At 45.1% G+C, this 17306-nt stretch carries 16 protein-coding genes; 7 read left to right on the forward strand and 9 right to left on the reverse strand.

Features of this window, described 5'->3' with window-relative positions; genetic code table 11:
• Positions 1 to 297 precede the first annotated feature (297 nt).
• Positions 298 to 2148: an ABC transporter ATP-binding protein gene (locus R7F64_RS00710; RefSeq protein WP_054578587.1), complete on the reverse strand. Its 1851-nt coding sequence runs from the start codon at positions 2146 to 2148 to the stop codon at positions 298 to 300.
• 404 nt (positions 2149 to 2552) lie between these two features.
• Between R7F64_RS00710 and R7F64_RS00715 the strand changes: the two genes are divergently transcribed.
• A complete protein-coding gene (locus tag R7F64_RS00715) occupies positions 2553 to 3554 on the forward strand; it encodes an arginine deiminase-related protein (protein ID WP_033906610.1) in 1002 nt (333 codons plus the stop codon).
• A gap of 264 nt (positions 3555 to 3818) precedes the next feature.
• Complete coding sequence (locus R7F64_RS00720) at positions 3819 to 5057, forward strand: DEAD/DEAH box helicase (protein WP_054575374.1); 1239 nt, start codon at positions 3819 to 3821, stop codon at positions 5055 to 5057.
• A gap of 66 nt (positions 5058 to 5123) precedes the next feature.
• Here the strand turns inward: R7F64_RS00720 and R7F64_RS00725 are convergent, their stop codons facing one another.
• Positions 5124 to 5816: an MOSC domain-containing protein gene (locus R7F64_RS00725; RefSeq protein ID WP_318071367.1), complete on the reverse strand. Its 693-nt coding sequence runs from the start codon at positions 5814 to 5816 to the stop codon at positions 5124 to 5126.
• A gap of 111 nt (positions 5817 to 5927) precedes the next feature.
• Between R7F64_RS00725 and R7F64_RS00730 the strand changes: the two genes are divergently transcribed.
• Together R7F64_RS00730 and R7F64_RS00735 are read left to right on the forward strand one after the other, a co-directional pair.
• Entirely contained in the window at positions 5928 to 6743 is an 816-nt protein-coding gene (locus R7F64_RS00730) for an AraC family transcriptional regulator (RefSeq protein ID WP_054575376.1), read from the forward strand.
• 88 nt (positions 6744 to 6831) lie between these two features.
• Entirely contained in the window at positions 6832 to 7824 is a 993-nt protein-coding gene (locus R7F64_RS00735; RefSeq protein WP_054575377.1) for a zinc-dependent alcohol dehydrogenase family protein, read from the forward strand.
• A gap of 73 nt (positions 7825 to 7897) precedes the next feature.
• Here R7F64_RS00735 and R7F64_RS00740 read toward each other — a convergent pair whose 3' ends face one another.
• The 3 genes from R7F64_RS00740 to R7F64_RS00750 form a co-directional block, all read right to left on the reverse strand.
• Positions 7898 to 8593: a VC0807 family protein gene (locus R7F64_RS00740; protein ID WP_005383527.1), complete on the reverse strand. Its 696-nt coding sequence runs from the start codon at positions 8591 to 8593 to the stop codon at positions 7898 to 7900.
• A gap of 166 nt (positions 8594 to 8759) precedes the next feature.
• Positions 8760 to 9290, reverse strand: coding sequence for a sigma-70 family RNA polymerase sigma factor (locus tag R7F64_RS00745; RefSeq protein WP_255209459.1), 531 nt, complete (start codon positions 9288 to 9290; stop codon positions 8760 to 8762).
• 120 nt (positions 9291 to 9410) lie between these two features.
• A complete protein-coding gene (locus tag R7F64_RS00750) occupies positions 9411 to 10097 on the reverse strand; it encodes a DJ-1/PfpI family protein (protein ID WP_005374612.1) in 687 nt (228 codons plus the stop codon).
• Between the two features lie 126 nt (positions 10098 to 10223).
• Between R7F64_RS00750 and R7F64_RS00755 the strand changes: the two genes are divergently transcribed.
• Positions 10224 to 11180, forward strand: coding sequence for a LysR family transcriptional regulator (locus tag R7F64_RS00755; RefSeq protein WP_017634524.1), 957 nt, complete (start codon positions 10224 to 10226; stop codon positions 11178 to 11180).
• Between the two features lie 127 nt (positions 11181 to 11307).
• A complete protein-coding gene (locus tag R7F64_RS00760; protein WP_169644596.1) occupies positions 11308 to 11847 on the forward strand; it encodes a CAP domain-containing protein in 540 nt (179 codons plus the stop codon).
• A gap of 77 nt (positions 11848 to 11924) precedes the next feature.
• Here R7F64_RS00760 and R7F64_RS00765 read toward each other — a convergent pair whose 3' ends face one another.
• From R7F64_RS00765 to R7F64_RS00780, 4 genes are all read right to left on the reverse strand, one after another.
• Positions 11925 to 12344, reverse strand: coding sequence for a VOC family protein (locus R7F64_RS00765; RefSeq protein ID WP_005374615.1), 420 nt, complete (start codon positions 12342 to 12344; stop codon positions 11925 to 11927).
• Positions 12345 to 13264: 920 nt separating this feature from the next.
• On the reverse strand, positions 13265 to 14833 hold the full coding sequence (gene ahpF, locus R7F64_RS00770; protein ID WP_045406638.1) for an alkyl hydroperoxide reductase subunit F: 1569 nt from the start codon (positions 14831 to 14833) through the stop codon (positions 13265 to 13267).
• A 335-nt stretch (positions 14834 to 15168) separates the two neighbouring features.
• Positions 15169 to 15726 carry an alkyl hydroperoxide reductase subunit C gene (ahpC, locus tag R7F64_RS00775; RefSeq protein ID WP_005374632.1) on the reverse strand — a complete coding sequence of 186 codons (558 nt, stop codon included), beginning with the start codon at positions 15724 to 15726 and terminating at the stop codon, positions 15169 to 15171.
• A 304-nt stretch (positions 15727 to 16030) separates the two neighbouring features.
• On the reverse strand, positions 16031 to 16489 hold the full coding sequence (locus R7F64_RS00780; protein WP_318071368.1) for a MarR family winged helix-turn-helix transcriptional regulator: 459 nt from the start codon (positions 16487 to 16489) through the stop codon (positions 16031 to 16033).
• Between the two features lie 137 nt (positions 16490 to 16626).
• Here R7F64_RS00780 and R7F64_RS00785 point away from each other — a divergent pair, with 137 nt between their 5' ends.
• The gene (locus tag R7F64_RS00785) at positions 16627 to 17049 is read left to right on the forward strand and encodes an organic hydroperoxide resistance protein (RefSeq protein ID WP_239932323.1); all 423 of its coding nucleotides are present in this window, start codon (positions 16627 to 16629) and stop codon (positions 17047 to 17049) included.
• Positions 17050 to 17306 lie beyond the last annotated feature (257 nt).

Below are 17306 nucleotides of genomic sequence, written 5' to 3' on the forward strand. Positions count from 1 at the left end.
CATTGAACCACATTTACACATAAGCTAATTACCTTATTGTTAATATAATAACTAAGCCATCTATTGAGTATAGCTGTTTCTCAAAAAGTGAAATGACAAATGAAGACGGCTCAATACTCTGTATTGTGTTCATTGCAATGGATACGCAACGAGGCGGTATATTAGCAGAAAAAGTGTGAGCTTTATCATGGAGAGTGTTTCATATATGAGAAACCACAATGGCTATATGAGCATCTAGCCATGGATTTAAATAAAAAACGGCGCTTAAAGCGCCGTTTTTATTGAGCTTATCACTCGTTAAGAAGCGTGTTGATTGTCTAGTTCTTCAGCGATAAATCCGCCAGTTTGATGCGCCCAAAGCTGGGCGTAAATGCCGTTATTCGCAATGAGTTCTTGATGAGAACCTTGTTCAACGATGCTGCCTTTATCTAGCACGATGAGGCGATCCATTTGTGCGATGGTCGATAATCGGTGAGCGATAGCAATAACCGTTTTCCCTTGCATTAATTCATTCAAGCTTTCCTGAATCGCTGCTTCGACTTCTGAATCCAGAGCCGATGTGGCTTCATCCAGTACCAGCAATGGTGCGTCTTTGAGTAGCACACGAGATATTGCGATACGCTGACGTTGGCCGCCAGACAGTTTTACACCACGTTCACCAACTTGCGCATCGTATCCGGCATTACCAAATGGGTCGGTCAGAGTTTCGATAAACTCATGGGCATGCGCTTGCTTAGTGGCTTTCAGCAAATCTTCTTCTGTCGCATCTGGATTGCCATACAAAATATTGTCTCGAATTGAACGGTGTAGCAGAGAAGTATCTTGGGTCACCATACCGATCTTTGAACGCAAAGAGTCTTGTGTGACTTCTGAGATGTTCTGTCCATCGATCTTAATGCTGCCGTCTTCGACATCGTGGAAACGAAGTAACAAGTTCACCAGAGTTGATTTTCCGGCGCCGGAGCGCCCAACCAAGCCGACTTTCTCTCCTGGTTTGATGTTGAGATCGAGATGGCTAATTACGCCTTTGTTCTCACCGTAATGGAAGCTGACGTTATCAAAGTGAATGCCTCCTTCAGTGACAACCAAGTCTTTTGCACCTGGTTTATCTTTAATATCAATAGGCTTAGAGAGCGTTTTCATTCCATCGACAACGGTTCCCATGTTTTCAAAGAGGGCGCCAACTTCCCACATTATCCACATCGACATACCGTTTACGCGCAATGCAAGACTAACAGCAATCGCAATCGCGCCAACGCTAATGGCACTATCCAACCACAGGTAAATCGATAAAGCAGCAACGGAAAACACCAAAATATAGTTTGAGATCTCTACAGCGACGTCGAAGCCGGTCACTAGGCGCATTTGACGATAGACCGTATTCAAAAATCCTTTCATGCCTTGCTCGGCATATTGGGTTTCGCGCTGGCTATGAGAAAACAGTTTGACGGTTTGAATATTGGTATAACTGTCGACGATGCGCCCTGTCATTGTCGAACGTGCATCGGCCTGCGCTGAAGCGACGTCTTTGAGCTTAGGGACAAAATAGATTTGGATAGCGATGTAAGCGAGTAACCAGACGATCATTGGGATCATCAAACGCCAGTCTGCCGTCGCTAACATAATGATCATGCTGGTGAAGTAAACCGTAACGTAAACAAACACATCCATAGCTTTCATCACGGTTTCGCGCACAGCTAATGAGGTTTGCATGACTTTCGTTGCGACTCGACCTGCAAAATCATCTTGATAGAAGTTCAAGCTTTGATTGAGCAAATACCGGTGTGCAAGCCAGCGGATAGACATTGGGTAGTTGCCCAATAACGTTTGATGAACGAGCAACGAGTACAAGATCACCAATATAGGCATGACAACCAGCAATAAGGCTCCGTAGAAAATCAAATCCGATTTATTGTCTTGTAAGAACGTTTCTGGATTGCTGGTAGACAACCAATCAACCAGTTGTCCCATGGCGCCAAACAACATTACCTCAACAACAGCCACAATTGTGGCCATCAAAGACATGATGATCAAAGGCTTTTCATAACCACGAGTGTAATAACGCAGAAAAGCGAACATCCCTGAAGGAGGCTGATCCGGTGTAGATTTGGGGAACGGCTCTGTAAAGCCTTCAAATCGTTTAAACATAACTCATCCTAAAGTTAAAACAGTGCCATTTGGGGTGGCTAAATCCATCGATTCACGCTGCTTTGGACGAAACCGCGTGTATGAGAGTTTCTTGCCTGCTCCTCGATAAAGCAGACCGATTGACGAGAGGGGCGAAAAAATAGTCTAACCGATTGTGTCTTAAATGTAACTAGTTGGTTATGAGTGTGATTGTCTATGGTTCTGATTCTTATGATGAATTCTTATCATGTTCATCACGGTGCAATAAAAGCTTAAACCTGCAAAGTGACAATAAAATTTAGGGAAAAATGAACTTAATGCAGCAAAAATTACTTTTGGGCAATTAAATTAATTGTCAAAACAGCAAAACTGAAGTTAACAATAAATTTACAATCTCCTCATTCTAGTGATAAGGAATGTATTGGATGCTATTACACGAATCAGTGACCCAATTTGCTAATGGGAAAGAAGAAAGCACGCAAAGTGCTCAGCGCCAAACCGCGAACTGCGTAGTGATGGTGCCACCGAAAGAGTTTCGTTTTAATGAAGAAACCGCACAAGATAATGAGTTCCAACATAAAGTGTCACTCAGCCAAGAAGAAGTCTCACGTCGAGTAATGGCCGAGTTCGCGAGTATGGTTGCAACGCTGCGTCAAGAGGGCGTTCAAGTTGTTGAATTTGATTATCCAACTTCAGATGTTGCAACGCCAGACGCGGTATTTCCAAACAATTGGTTTAGCACTACGCCAGATGGCACGTTGTACACCTTTCCAATGGCCTGTGAAAACCGTCAAAAAGAAGTACGTCCCGATGCACTTGTGGCAGCACTAGCGCAAGCAGGGCGAGAAGTTCATCGACGCAGCAGTCTAACTGAATATCTTGACGAGCAAGCGTATTTAGAAAGCACGGGTGTGATGGTGTTTGACCACCTAAATAAAACGGTCTACGCCGCACTCTCACAACGTTGTGATCGTCTGGTTTTAGAAGATTACGCCGATCGTATTGGCTATGAACGAGTGATTTCTTTCCAAACTCGTTTGCCGTCTGGTGCGCCGATTTATCACACCAATGTGATGATGGCGGTTGGCGAACAGTTTTGCGTGATTTGTGACGAAGTGATCCCAGAATTTGAGCGTCGTTTTGTAATGAAGTCACTCGCCAAAGACAAGCAAGTCATCTCAATTTCGCTTGATCAGATGAACCAGTTCTGCGGTAACATTCTGCAACTGGAAACGATCAACGGCGACAAGGTGATTGCGATGTCGCAATCGGCGTATGATGCATTCTCACCAGCACAAAGAAAGCAATTGGCAACGCACGGTAAATTGCTGCCATTCGACGTTTCTACCATAGAATCTATTGGTGGTGGCTCGGTTCGTTGCATGTTGGGTGAAGTGTTCTTACCTAATCGTAAAGCTGTGCTTTAATAAACTGCACATTTCTTTTCAGCCACAGTGAAAGGCTGACGAAGCGTTCTCTTCAAGGGTTTTTAGCCGTTAGCTCTGTGGCAGTACAGACTAACGGCTTTTTTGCGCTTTTTAGTTTTCTGACGATTTGCGTAGGCGACGCTTGGTTTAAGCGCCTAAAATAGGATGGTTCACCTAACAGATTGTGGTAAAGTCCGCGCCTGCGTTTTACCGCATCTTCATTGTTTTTATTGCCTCTTCAACCAAAAGTACAAGGTTTCGCTAATGCCATTTTCTACTCTCTCATTGAGTTCTGAGCTGATTCACGCACTGCCAAAAGACTTCAAGAAACCGACCGATATTCAAGCGTTGGCCATTCCTGAGCTGTTGGCTGGTCAAGATCTATTGGCTTTGGCAAATACAGGCAGCGGCAAAACCCTTGCTTATGGTTTGCCTTTGTTGGAAAAGCTGGGTGTCAATCCAGAGCAAAAAGCGCTGATTCTTGTGCCAACTCGTGAGCTGGCAATGCAAGTGAGTGAAGCAATTAACCAAGTTGGTCAAGTTCTTGAACTCAACGCAGTGTGTTTGTGTGGCGGCGTTGATAAAGAGCAACAACAGCAGGCGCTAGCGACAAATCCTCATATCCTTGTCGCGACGACAGGTCGTTTGGTTGATCTGGCAAACAACGGTTTAGACTTAAGCAATATCCATTACCTAGTGTTGGATGAGGCCGATCGTCTGTTGGATATGGGCTTTTGGCCTGACGTGCAAAATATTGCGGGGCTGATTTCAAACCAGCGTCAAACCGCAATGTTCTCGGCGACGTTTTCAGATGATTTGAAGGGTAAAGCGAAGCTGCTTATGCAGGCACCAAAGCAAGTTGCAGCGCATCAAGAAAACAGCACGAATCAAGACATCGTTGAAACGTTGTACATGGTCAATAAAGGCAGTAAAACCAAGGCATTGATTGAACTGATTCAAAAAAACGCGTGGACTCAGGCGTTAGTCTTTATTGGTGCGAAAGAGAATGCTGATGGCTTAGCGAAAAAGCTAAACAAAGCGGGCATCTCAACCAATGCACTGCATGGTGACAAGAGCCAAGCAGAGCGAGAAGAAGCACTGGCGCAGTTTAAATCTGGGCAAATTCAGGTGTTGATTGCCACTGATCTACTAGCGCGCGGCATTCACATTGAGCAATTACCTGTAGTGATCAACTTTGAACTGCCAATGCATGCAGAAACTTATGTTCACCGAGTAGGACGTACCGCTCGCGCAGGCGAACAAGGTGTGGCGGTGTCATTGGTTTGTCATGGTGAAATGGACGCACTAAACGCGATTCGTCACCTGACTCAACGTGCATTGCTAGTGCAAGATCTGGTTGGTTTTCCAGTAACGGATAAGCCATCAACTGGCGAGAGCAAACGCGCGCCACGCGATAAAAAAGCCAACCGCCGAACTCATGCTAAGAAGAGCATTAAGCAGTTCCAAGGTAAGTCGAAACGCCCAGCCCCGAGTGCGAAGTAAACCAAAAAAACACGCTCTGGCGGCATAGTTGGTTCAGAGCGTGGCTTAAAATTTTACTTTGGGGTGTTAACTCACAGTTGGGCCAACCAAGCGCATTTCCCAATCTTCAACTTCGCCGGTTTCTAGGCGGCGCTCGACCAGCTTGCCCCAAGACTCGACTAACGGCAGCTCAGACAGCTTAGTGAGTTCTTTTCTATCTAAACAGCCAGTGAAAACCGCACCCATGATACGAGCCAATGGCCATTCTGGATAAGGTCTTTCGCACAGAATAATCTCGTCACCTGCACCGATATCGCCTTCTTCCAGCACTCGGAAATACCAGCCTGTTCGAAGCGTATCTTGCAGTCTTCTCGCCATGTCGTGTTGGTCAAAGCGTACGTTAAGTTTCCAACAAGGCATGCGACCTTGCGACACTTCCAGTAGTGTTGAGCCGATGCGAATTTTATCTTTCAAGCAAATCGTGGGTTCGGTGACGCTTTCGGAGCTGATGTTTTCGCCAAAGCCGCCGGCGGATTGGAAAATTGGTCTTTCGCCTAATTCTTGTTGCCAGATTGGGTAGTGTTCGCTTGGGTAAATATGAAGCGCTTTTTGAATGCCACCATGAAAGCGCGGATCACCTTGCTCATCACTGATAAAACCGAGCTCTGTTGCATGCTGGCGCTCAGGCAGCACTTGTTTGTTGATTGCGCTTTGCGCACCATGAGCATAAGGGACGGTTTTCCCTGCTAGCACTGCTTTTACGACGCCGATTTTCTTCATGTAACCTCCTTATTATTTGAATGAGAGATAAAGTGTTTACCTTCATTCGCGATGCGGAGCATGATAGCCTAGTAAACTTGTGTCGGTGTAGGGATGAAAAGACAACTAACAATGCTAACTCGCCAAATTGATTCGAAGTCAGGCGTCGTCACCTCCAATAAGATGATGGACGCGAATCCCCATTCTCCTGTTTTGGTGAAAACCATCGACATGCCAAAAGGTTACATTGATGCGCTGCATCAACACACTTGGCATCAAATCATCTTTCCTATCAAAGGGTTATTGCAAACACAAACGGAGCATTATCAGCATTTGGTTCCGCACACCTCTGCGTTATTTGTTCCTGCGGGTGTTCAACACGAGTCGATTGCTCTAAGCAACACGATATTTGTTGGTATTTACCTCAACCCTGAGTTTGGCGCAACGTACGAGCCACAAGTGAGAACCATTGCTTTAACGTCGTTTTTAAATGAGCTTTTACAAGAGATCCGCAGACAGTGTGAAGGTGAGACAAGCCACGAAGAAGTGCTGCATTTGCTGGCGGTGCTGCATGATCAAATTTTGAAACGCAACGTGCAGACATTTCAGTTATTGCTGCCACAAGACAGACGACTAAAACTGATTTTCGAGCGACTGACTGACGAGCCAGCGTTGAGCTGTTCGCTAAAAGAGTGGGGGGAGAAAATTGGGGCGTCTGAGCGTACTTTATCACGGCTGTTCGCCAAGGAATTCAACACTTCATTTCTACTTTGGCGGCAACAAATTCGGCTAATTTACTCGCTTTCTTTGTTAGATGAATCGTTGTCAATCCAAGCCATTGCAGACCTAGTGGGTTATCAAAACGACTCATCCTACATCAAAGCATTTAAAGCCTATTTTGATATGACGCCACAACAGTTTAGAGTGAACGGCGCATCGCGCAGGTAGAAGTACAGAGTTTCGACTTCACTTAATGCTTTTGAGTAGAAGTTACGAAACTTCCTTCTTGAATTTCAATTACATGGTATGAATAACAATGGCACCAACGATAAATACTCGAGTGAATCAATTCTGTTTTGGTCAACCCAAAACGTCGCTGTCGTTGGAAAAAGAGCCCCTCAAACCGCTTGCTCAGGGCAAGGTTCGGGTGCGACTGGAAGCCACCAATATTAACCCAAGTGACTTGCTTTCCATTCATGGTGTTGGGCAATACCGCCGCGTTCACGTACCACCTCGCGTGCCGGGGTTTGAAGCGGTTGGGCGTGTGGTGGAAGTCAGTGCTGTTGGTCAAACTGGCTTTCAAGTTGGGCAAAAAGTGTTGGTGGCGATGAGTGGGACTTGGCAATACTACATCGATGCTTCGCCCGAGAATCTTTTTCCGTTACCTGAAAGTTTGGATAACGGCTATGCCTGCCAGTTGTACATCAACGCGCTAACCGCGTGGGTGATCACCACTAAAGTGGCTAAGTTGAACAAAGATGATGTGGTGATCATCAATGCAGCAGGGTCAGCGATCGGTAAGATATTTGCCCAGCTCGCCCATTCACTGGGTTTTAAACTGATTGCTGTGACTTCAAAGCCAGACGAGTATCCGTACGATACGATTCCAGTGTTGGACGCAAAACAAGACTTACACGCGCAGCTGCAAACGCGCCAACTGCCACAACCAACGCTCGCTCTGGACGCGATAGGTGGTGAGGCTGGCACGGATCTCATTCGTACCTTGAAAGAAAATGGCCAATACATCAACTACGGAACATTGTCGTTAACGCCTTATACGCCTGAGTTTTTTGAATCGATGAAGGCCAACAACATCGACTTTAGTACATTCTTTTTGCGGTATTGGGAAGAATCGGTAGGTAAAGGCGGGAGAAAGACGGTGTTCGCTGAAATGTTAGAACACTTTATTAGCAGCGACATAAAGTTAAACGTTGCATATGATCTGCCGTTAGAGGACTTTCAAACAGCGATTGAAATGGTTGAGCGACGCTTGTCAGCAGTGTCAGGAAAAATCATTTTGACGCTGTGAATTACAGTGAGCCTGTTGAGAAAAGGGAGGATAAAATCCTCCCTTTTTTATGGGTTTACTTGTAATGATTGGGCTATTTTAGATGGAAGATTTGCTCTGTTTCGAGCGATGTCATCGCACGTACTTGACGCCAAATGTAATAAAAAATACCGAACATCATCAACATACTTGGGATGGCAATCATTGGGTAACTGTACAGCGTCATTTTCCCTAACTCTTCGTTAAAGGCAGCAGTACCAGAAGGGCTAGTCACAATCCAAGTCGCAAGGAAGTAGTTCATTGCAGATGAGAACGCAAAAGTACTTGCAAACAAGTAGTTAGAAGACATAAGGCAACGTTCGAACGCATCGGTTTTACCATTTTCTTTTAAACGTTGGTTAATCAACGCGAGATTCAACACTGTGTCATTCAGTACTAACTTCTGCATCAGTGGGTAGCGGGTAAACGTTGAACCCAAAACCGCTAAACCGATCAGGCCAGGAATCAGGGCTTCTTTTAGTGCTAACCAGCGTGTATCAAGCTCTAACAAGCCGATGCCACCAGTTAGTAGAACACTGATAAAGCCCAGAGCAGAAATAAAGTTAAATTTCTTGTTACGGACAAGGTCCATACCGCCATAAATGATAGGAAATAGCAAAGCGACAACCAGCGCCATTGCTGTCCCTAGATGCTCATCGCCACTAAACTTCATCAAAATGAAGGAAGGGATAAATACGTTGAAAAGGATTTCAAATAAGGGATTCGGCTTTTTCGCCGTCGTGTTACTCATAATGTTTTACTGACTCTACTCTATGTCGGCTGTTATTGTACTTTGACAAGAAGTGTTCATCTAGTCGCGCTTGATGTAAAGCGTTAAAGCGTCGAGTTGTGTAACGACTTATGAAATAGACCGGAGCATAGCCAGTTAGTTTACATGGTTGACTACTTTTTGTGTCTTAATGACTCTCCTTCTGTGCGATGATCTGATTACGCGCTCTGAATAATCGAGTCGCCACTGTGTTGTGGTTGAGCCTCAAGGCTTGGGCAATTTCATCATGATTCAACCCAGCCACTAAGCTCAAGAGCAACGGCTCTCGGTATTTGGGTTCGAGAATCATCATTTGTTTTTGAAGCCAATCTTGGGCCATGTCGTAGTCACTGCCAGGGTAGGTTTTTGTCTGTATTGCACACTCATCAATGTCGACAAAATCGTACTGTTTTCTATCAAAGCGCCGAGCATTCTCACGACGCAAAATAGTAATGAGCCAAGACTTCGCGGCGTTGGGGTCATTTAATTTATCAAAGAATCGCCACGCTTTCAGAAAGGTTTCTTGCGCTAAATCTTGAGCAAGGTGGTGATCTTTGCATAACCAATACGCGAGACGGTAAATCTCTTGGTATCGATCTTTCGTCAGTGCTTCGTAACGTTTATGTTTTTCCATAGCATTAAGATAAAAAGTTTGGAGAGCACGTTGTGTCTGCCAGATGAACGACAACCCTTTTTATCGCTTTTACAGTGATAAAAAGGGTTGTTCGATTAGGAAGACAAATTCGAAGAGTTAACCTTCCAAATATCGAAGGGTGACTCTGATTTCTTTCTTACACGCTTAAAATGGTTGGTTGGAAAAGCGTGAGTACTGGATGGCATCTGCGACTTCCTGAGCTTTAGACTCTGAAGTCATAAGGTGAAGTAGCTTAAGAGCAGCTTGATAGCTAACTAGGCTACCGTTCGAAGTGATAACGCCATCATCAATGACAAAATTCTGGTCGACTTGTACTTTGACTGCTGGGTAATCTCTTTGAAAGCCGTTTTCACCTCCGGCCCAAGTTGTTGCTTTTTTGCCGTTTAAAAGGCCAGCTTCGGCTAACAAATACGCGCCAGAGCAATTACTTGCCATCCAATCTGCCGCCTTTGAGGTAGTTTTAATAAAGTGAATGAGATCTTTATTTTCGATTAGTGCATCCATGTCATAGCTGGATGTTAAAACCAATACGTCGAGTTCCGGCAGATCACCAATCCAAGCATCCACACCAATTTTTAATCCTTCTTCAGTGGTGATGGTTTTCTGATCTGAGACGGAAATGGTGAGCACGTCATAATCACTAAACCAAGTGAGACGACTTGCGACGCCAAAAACCTCTAAAGGCGCAGTAACATCAGAGGTCAGTACGCCATCGTAAACCAGAATACCAATTCGTTTATCTGCGGCATGTGCTGTTTGAAGCACCCCAAAGAATAGGACTAGTGTCGCTATCAATAGTTGTAGTGCATTCTTCAATCCGTTTTTACCCATGGTTTTTTCCTCGCTAACAGAGCATCAAGTTATTGAGGTTCATTATATTTAGGCTAATTAGTGATTGAAGAGCCACTTGGTCTTTACTAAAGTGAATAAAATTCATGAATAGAGTTCATTGGTTATATGGATAAGATACGGTCCCTACGATTTTTTATTGCCACTTTAGATGGCGGTAGTTTTGCTGCGGCTGCCAAAGTGTATGGCACTGACCCTTCGACCGTGAGTAAAGCCATACATCGTCTTGAAAGCGATTTGGGTATACAGCTTTTTCAACGTTCTACGCGACAGAGCCGCCTGACAGAAGCTGGTCGTAGGTACGCAAATACTGCTAGGTTTGTACTGGAGGAGCTGGCGGCATGTGAGGATTCATTAAAAAGTCACAATGATGCGCTTTCAGGGCAGCTTAAGATTAATGTGCCAGTCTCGTACGGTCGCCTCTATATTCGTCCTTTATTAAAAGAGTTTTGTCGCCGCTACCCTAACATCACTATCGATATTCATTACGATGACGCCTACGTTGATATTATTGAGCAAGGTATTGATGTGTCGATTCGCTCTGGTGTCGTTCACGATAGTCAATTGATTGTGCGTCAGCTGAGCCCTATCGATTTTATCATTTGTGCCAGTCAGGATTACTTAGCGCGCCATGGTGTTCCGAGTGGCCCGGATGTATTCAATGACCATTCTTGGGTTCGTTTTCGTTTTAAACAAACGGGGAAACTGTTGCCGATTCGGATGCCAGAACCAGACGGTGCGAGTGAATATGACCCCGAAAGAAACTACATTGTAAATGACGGTGAATCTATGGCAGAGCTTTGCGCAGAAGGTTTAGGATTGACTCAGATCCCTCATTTTATCGCGAGGGACTGGCTTAAAGCGGGGCGTTTAGTGCCGATATTTCCGAGCATGCGCCAAGCAGGAAATGGCGTGTATCTTCTCTATGCCAACCGGGAATATGTGCCTGCACGAGTTAGGGTGTTCATCGATTTTATCACTCAATCAATACAGGATATGGATGAAACGCCATTCCATACTTGGGCTGAAACGTTGCCGATTTATCGACCGAACCAAGGTGATTGAAAACTTCATGTGAGTCTTTGGTTAAAAACCCCTAAGCTATATGGTGCTTTTATTGGTTTTTGTTAGTTTATTGGGCGTTATTATCGAAAAGCGCAGTTTGCTCTTCGTCACTCATAAAGGAAAGACAATGCCAACTAAGATCTTAGTGCCTGCTTTGGCCCTACTTCTCAGCGCATGTGGCGGCGATGGGGAGTCGTCAGCCCCAGCAGAAAGCGGCTCACAAAACACAGGTTCCACATCGTCACAAGGCACATTTGCCGAGCAGATGCTTGCAGCGGTCAACAGCGCCCGCTCTACTACACAACAGTGTGGCGCAACCACCATGCCACCTGTTGGGGCCCTGACTTGGAGCTACGATTTGGAAAGCGCCGCTTATCGACATTCAAGCGATATGGCGAACAGCGATTTCATGAGCCACACAGGCTCTGATGGCAGCAAAATGTCAGATCGAGTTAACGCAACGGGTTATGCTTGGAGCGCCATTGGTGAGAATGTCGCCGTAGGGCAAAGCAGCATTAACGCCGTCATTAATGCTTGGTTATCGAGTGAAGGTCACTGCCTTAATATCATGAGTGTGGATTTTGATCAGATGGGCGCGTCGCTTGTCGAAAATCACTCTGCACGCTACGGATATTACTGGACTCAGGTTTTTGCCAAACAGCGCTAATGCGATAAAGAAGCCTGATAGATAAAATAAAACGCCAGCAGTCACTATCTGCTGGCGTTTTATTATTTACATCTCTTTTAGCTTGTCAGGTTACGAAGTTTTGGGTCATCCGCCAGGTATTCAACAAATTCAATCTCAAAACCGGCAGGGTCAACAAAATACACATTTTTGCGGTATGGTTCATCAGCACCAGGTTGGGCAATCGGATAACCTGCATCGGTTAGTCTTTTGATGATTGCATCGACGTTGTTGGTCACATAAGCAAAATGCGCTAGCCCAACTTGGTGCCCGCTCAACTCGCGGTTTTCTCCTTCGCCATGGTCACTCATGGCTATGTATTGATACTCGTCGCCAAAATGTAGCCAGTTTCTTGGCTTGCCACTCCATTCGCCTTTACCTTCATCACGCACGTACCAATGTGGAAATGCAGTTTGGTAAAACTTCAGCATTTCAGGGATATCTTTCACGACTAAGTTAATATGTTCTAGTTGGATCATGATGTGCTCCTTTTTGTCATTTTCTAGCCAACGATGAATATGCTAAAACCTCAAGTAAAGTTGAGGTAAAGGGCTTTTTTAAAATTTTTTAGGGTTGATATCTTTGGATCTGGATACATTGAGAGATTCGGTGGGTTTGGTGCTTTGAATCTGAGAGCTGGGTTAGGGGCTTGCAACCTTGTTTCACCTTTTGTTTGTTCGTGTTCTTGCTAATCATTTTCGATCGAGTTTGTGGTGAGTAGATTCCCAGCCTCACCTAGGTTCGCGGGAATGACGGAAAGAGAGTGCTAAACGAAGAGCGTCATTCTGAAAGAGCCTAAGCGAGTATTCAGAATCTACTTTCAGTGTGTTGTTATGTTGCGTTGTGAATTGAACTATCCGCGAGCACAGAACCAGTTCCTCCCTTTTGAGCTCTGCGTGTTGAGAGCTTCGGAGTTTGATACAAGGGGAGGTTAGGTGGGGTTGCTGGTTGAATGTTGGGTAAGGTGCTTGCAACCTTGTTTCACCTTTTGTTTGTTCGTGCTACTCATTTTCGATCGAGTTTACGGTGAGTAGATTCCGAGTCTCACCTAGGTTCGCGGGAATGACGGGGAGAGAACGCTAAACGAACAGCGTCATTCTGAAGGAGCCTAAGCGAGTATTCAGAATCTATTCGCAGCGCGTTGTGATGCTGGTGGAGTGAACTGAATTATCCGTGATTGTAGAGCCATTCCCTCCAGTTTGAACTCGGAGCGCTGAGAGATTTGCTTACACCTCTCCCCAAACAAAAAAAGCCAGCAGTTAATACCTGCTGGCAAAGTCTTTGGGCTTCTAGGTTTTTTGATTTTATTTCTTGTTACTCATCGCTGTCACGGTGCCCCGATTGGTTTTCCGGGGAAGAAAACACAGCACCATACGCTTTGTGCTCAAGAAATTGGAGATTAACCTTGCTTACGGATTAGGTAGTCAAATGCGCCTAAGCTTGCTTTTGCACCTTCACCCATCGCAATGATGATCTGTTTGTAAGGAACGGTTGTTGCGTCACCGGCTGCGAACACACCTTCTAGGCTAGTATCGCCACGGCTACCGACTTCGATTTCGCCGCGCTCAGATAGCGCTACTTCTGAATCTTTTAGCCATTCTGTGTTTGGTACTAGACCGATTTGAACAAAGATACCTGACAGTTCAATCTCTTTGATCTCATCTGTGTTGCGGTCTTTGTACTTCAAGCTTGTTACGCGAGTACCGTCGCCTACTACTTCTGTTGTTTGCGCCATCGTGATGATGTCTACGTTTGGTAGTGAGTTCGCTTTGTCGATAAGCACTTGGTCTGCGCGAAGTACGTCTGCGAATTCAAGAACCGTTACGTGCTCTACGATACCAGCAAGGTCGATAGCTGCTTCGATGCCTGAGTTACCACCACCGATAACTGCGGTTTTCTTGCCTTTGAACAGTGGACCGTCACAGTGTGGGCAGTACGCGACACCTTTGTTGCGGTACTCTTGCTCACCCGGAACGTTCATTTCACGCCAGCGTGCGCCAGGGCTTAAGATGACACTCTTACTCTTCAGCGTTGCGCCGCTTTCAAGTTGGATGTGAATCAAACCATCTTCTGTGTGTGCTGCGCCCATTAGCTTCTCAGCTTGTTGCTCAGTTACTACGTCTACGTCGTATTCTTTTAGGTGTTCTGCTAGGTCAGTTGCCAGTTTTGGACCTTCAGTACGTTTTACCGAAATGAAGTTCTCAATTGCCATGGTGTCCATAACCTGACCACCAAAGCGTTTAGCAACAACGCCAGTGCGAATACCTTTACGAGCGGCGTATAGAGCAGCTGCGCTACCACCAGGACCACCGCCGACAACAAGTACGTCGTATGGGTCTTTTTCGCTCAGTGCTTTCGCGGCTTTCTCGCTCGCGCCGTCATCCACTTTGTTTAGGATTTCTGTCAGAGACATACGACCTTGACCGAATAGCTCGCCGTTCACGAATACACTTGGTACTGCCATGATGTCGCGTTGTTTCACTTCATCTTGGAACAAGCCACCGTCGATCATGGTTGCTTTTACTTTCGGGTTGATCGCCGCCATCATGTTGAACGCTTGAACCACGTCCGGACAGTTTTGACACGACAGTGAAATGAAGATTTCTACGTCTAGATCTTTGTCTAGTGCTGCGATTTGCTCAATCACTTCTGGTTCTAGTTTGATTGGGTGACCGCCAGAGTGAAGCAGTGCCAAAACTAGAGAGGTAAATTCGTGACCCATTGGCAAGCCTGCAAAGCGTAGTGCTGTGCCTTTTGCTGGGTTAGTTACCGCCATCAATGGTTTACGTGCGCTTGCGTTGTCGTCACGTTCAACAGTGATTAGGTCGCTCATCTCTGCGATTTGGTTCGCTAGAGACAAAATGTCATTCGATGCTTTGCTTTCATCTAGACTAACCACTAAACGAACTTCTTCTTTTACATTAGCCAGATATTGTTTGAGTTGTTGTTGGATCGCTTGGTCTAACATAGTTGTTACTACCTTAATTAAATAGTTACCAATCAAAACAAGTATTTGTTCATTCTTGCTAGCTAAAATCGTTGATAACTGCGTTATAGATTTTGTAGTTAGAGTAACTAGCTATCGAAAATCTATGCCTGGTTCTAAACGATTTTTTCTACGCAATTACTGCACACCTACTTATTCAGATAGGTAATAAAAAGTGGTTACTGTAGATAAAACCTGAGGGGGAGAGAGCAAATCAGGCAGAAGGTCGTCAAGGTATCTAACCTGAAGTGCTCTCTAATTCAGTTCTAATCAGAAAAAGGAAATCGGGAACTGATTAGAACTTAAATTTCAGTGGCTTAGATTTTGCCAACTAGGTCTAGTGATGGAGCTAGTGTCTCTTCACCTTCTTTCCATTTAGCTGGGCAAACTTCGCCTGGGTGCGCTGCTACGTATTGAGCTGCTTTCACTTTGCGTAGTAGGTCTTCTGCGTCACGACCGATACCTTCAGCAGTGATTTCCATTGCTTGGATAGTACCTTCTGGGTCGATTAGGAACGTTGCACGGTCTGCAAGACCTTGACCTTCACGCATCACACCGAAGTTGTTTGTGATGTTGCCTGTTTGGTCGCCAAGCATGTAGTACTGAATCTTACCGATTGTGTCTGAGCTGTCGTGCCATGCTTTATGAGTGAAGTGTGTGTCAGTTGATACTGAGTAAACTTCTACGCCACGTTTTTGAAGCTCTTCGTAGTGGTCTGCTAGGTCGCCCAGTTCTGTTGGACATACAAACGTAAAGTCTGCTGGGTAGAAGAAGAATACTGCCCATTTACCTAGAACGTCTTGTTCTGTTACTTCAACGAATTCGCCGTTTTTGTACGCTGTAGCTGCAAATGGTTTGATTTGAGTATTAATCATAATTTACTTTCCTTTGAATGTTTTAAGCTGAGCTGTTGTTGCTTTCGGAAAGTATATTCTCATCGGAGTGTGTTTAAGGAAAATCGCTTGTAGCTATCCTATTGATAGCCATTTCCTATTTCACTTGATAGGGAAATCTGATGTAAGTGGGTTTGCTTTGATAGGTTTTATTGAAGATGAAGGCAGAGTAGCAATAGAGAATACCGATGATTACTTTGAGTAGATCTTCTAGCTAAGATCGAAAGAGCCTGCATCTCGGCAGGCTCTTTCTAATAGGAAGTGGGGAAGCGGATGCTTTATTTTGTTAGCTCAGATTGTCGAGCACTTTGCCACACAACTTCTTCAGCATGATCATTTCATCTAGCTCTAAGGTGATTTTACACATCATGGCGTTTGGCACTGACTTAGCTTGCTCTTTAAGGGCACGACCTTGCTCGGTTAGATTGAGTACACGAACGCGTTCATCAGTTTCACTTCGGCCGCGCTCTACATAGCCTTTTGCTTCTAAGCGTTTAAGCAGCGGTGTGAGTGTGCCTGAGTCCAAATGCAGTTGTGACCCCAACTCTTTCACACTGGCACCATCTTTCTCCCACAACACCATCATCACTAAGTACTGCGAATAAGTCAGATCAAACTCGTCCAGCAACGGGCGGTACGCTCGGATCACTGCATTTGCTGCGCTGTAGAGCGGGAAGCAGACTTGGTTTTCGAGTAAGAGTTTATCGTCGTCGGTCATGGTGTTGTCGGTGTAACACTGGCTCATTGGCGTTGCCTACCTGCTCACAGGGAAAGAGAGTCATAAAATAAATTGTGCACAATATAGTTGCAAACGATCTTTACTTCGATATAAGATTGCAAGCAATTAAATTGTGCGCAACTTAAATTAAGAAGGACACTCGCATGACTACTCTATACAAAACTCAAGCTACCGCTTTGGCTGGTCGTAATGGTCAAGTAAAAACTGATGACGGTCTTCTCGATCTAGAGCTGTCATACCCGAAGGAAATGGGCGGCACAGGCGCAGCAACTAACCCAGAACAGCTTTTTGCAGCGGGTTATTCGGTATGTTTTTCTAACGCGATTCTGCATGTAGCACGTGAAGGTAAAGTAAACCTGAAAAGTGCACCCGTAACAGCGGAAGTGGGCATTGGTCCGAACGATAACGGCGGCTTTGCATTAACAGTGAGCCTAGCGGTAGAGCTAGACATGCCACAAGAACAAGCGCTAGAGCTAACGCGCATTGCACACCAAGTTTGCCCATACTCAAACGCAGTTCGTGGCAACATTGATGTAGCAGTAACGGTAAACGGCGAAGCGATTTAAGCGGTTCTTACCACGTTACAAAGACAAGAAAGCCTGCAAGTACGCAGGCTTTTTCTATATTTGAAGTAGGAGTCTAAATTTAAACTTAATTTGGTTTGTTCGAAATGCATAGGTATAGTTGGCAAAATTAGGTCAAAATCTAAACGAAAAATAGAATGTGATTAGCACTTTCTATTGATTCAAATATTTCGGTCAAACCTGCAGTATAGCTCGGCTGGTTTCGCTTGTTGTTACACCAGCGAGGTTGCCGATAGGAG

The organism is Vibrio sp. Vb1980 (assembly GCF_033338615.1).
In the GTDB taxonomy this organism is placed as follows: domain Bacteria; phylum Pseudomonadota; class Gammaproteobacteria; order Enterobacterales; family Vibrionaceae; genus Vibrio; species Vibrio alginolyticus.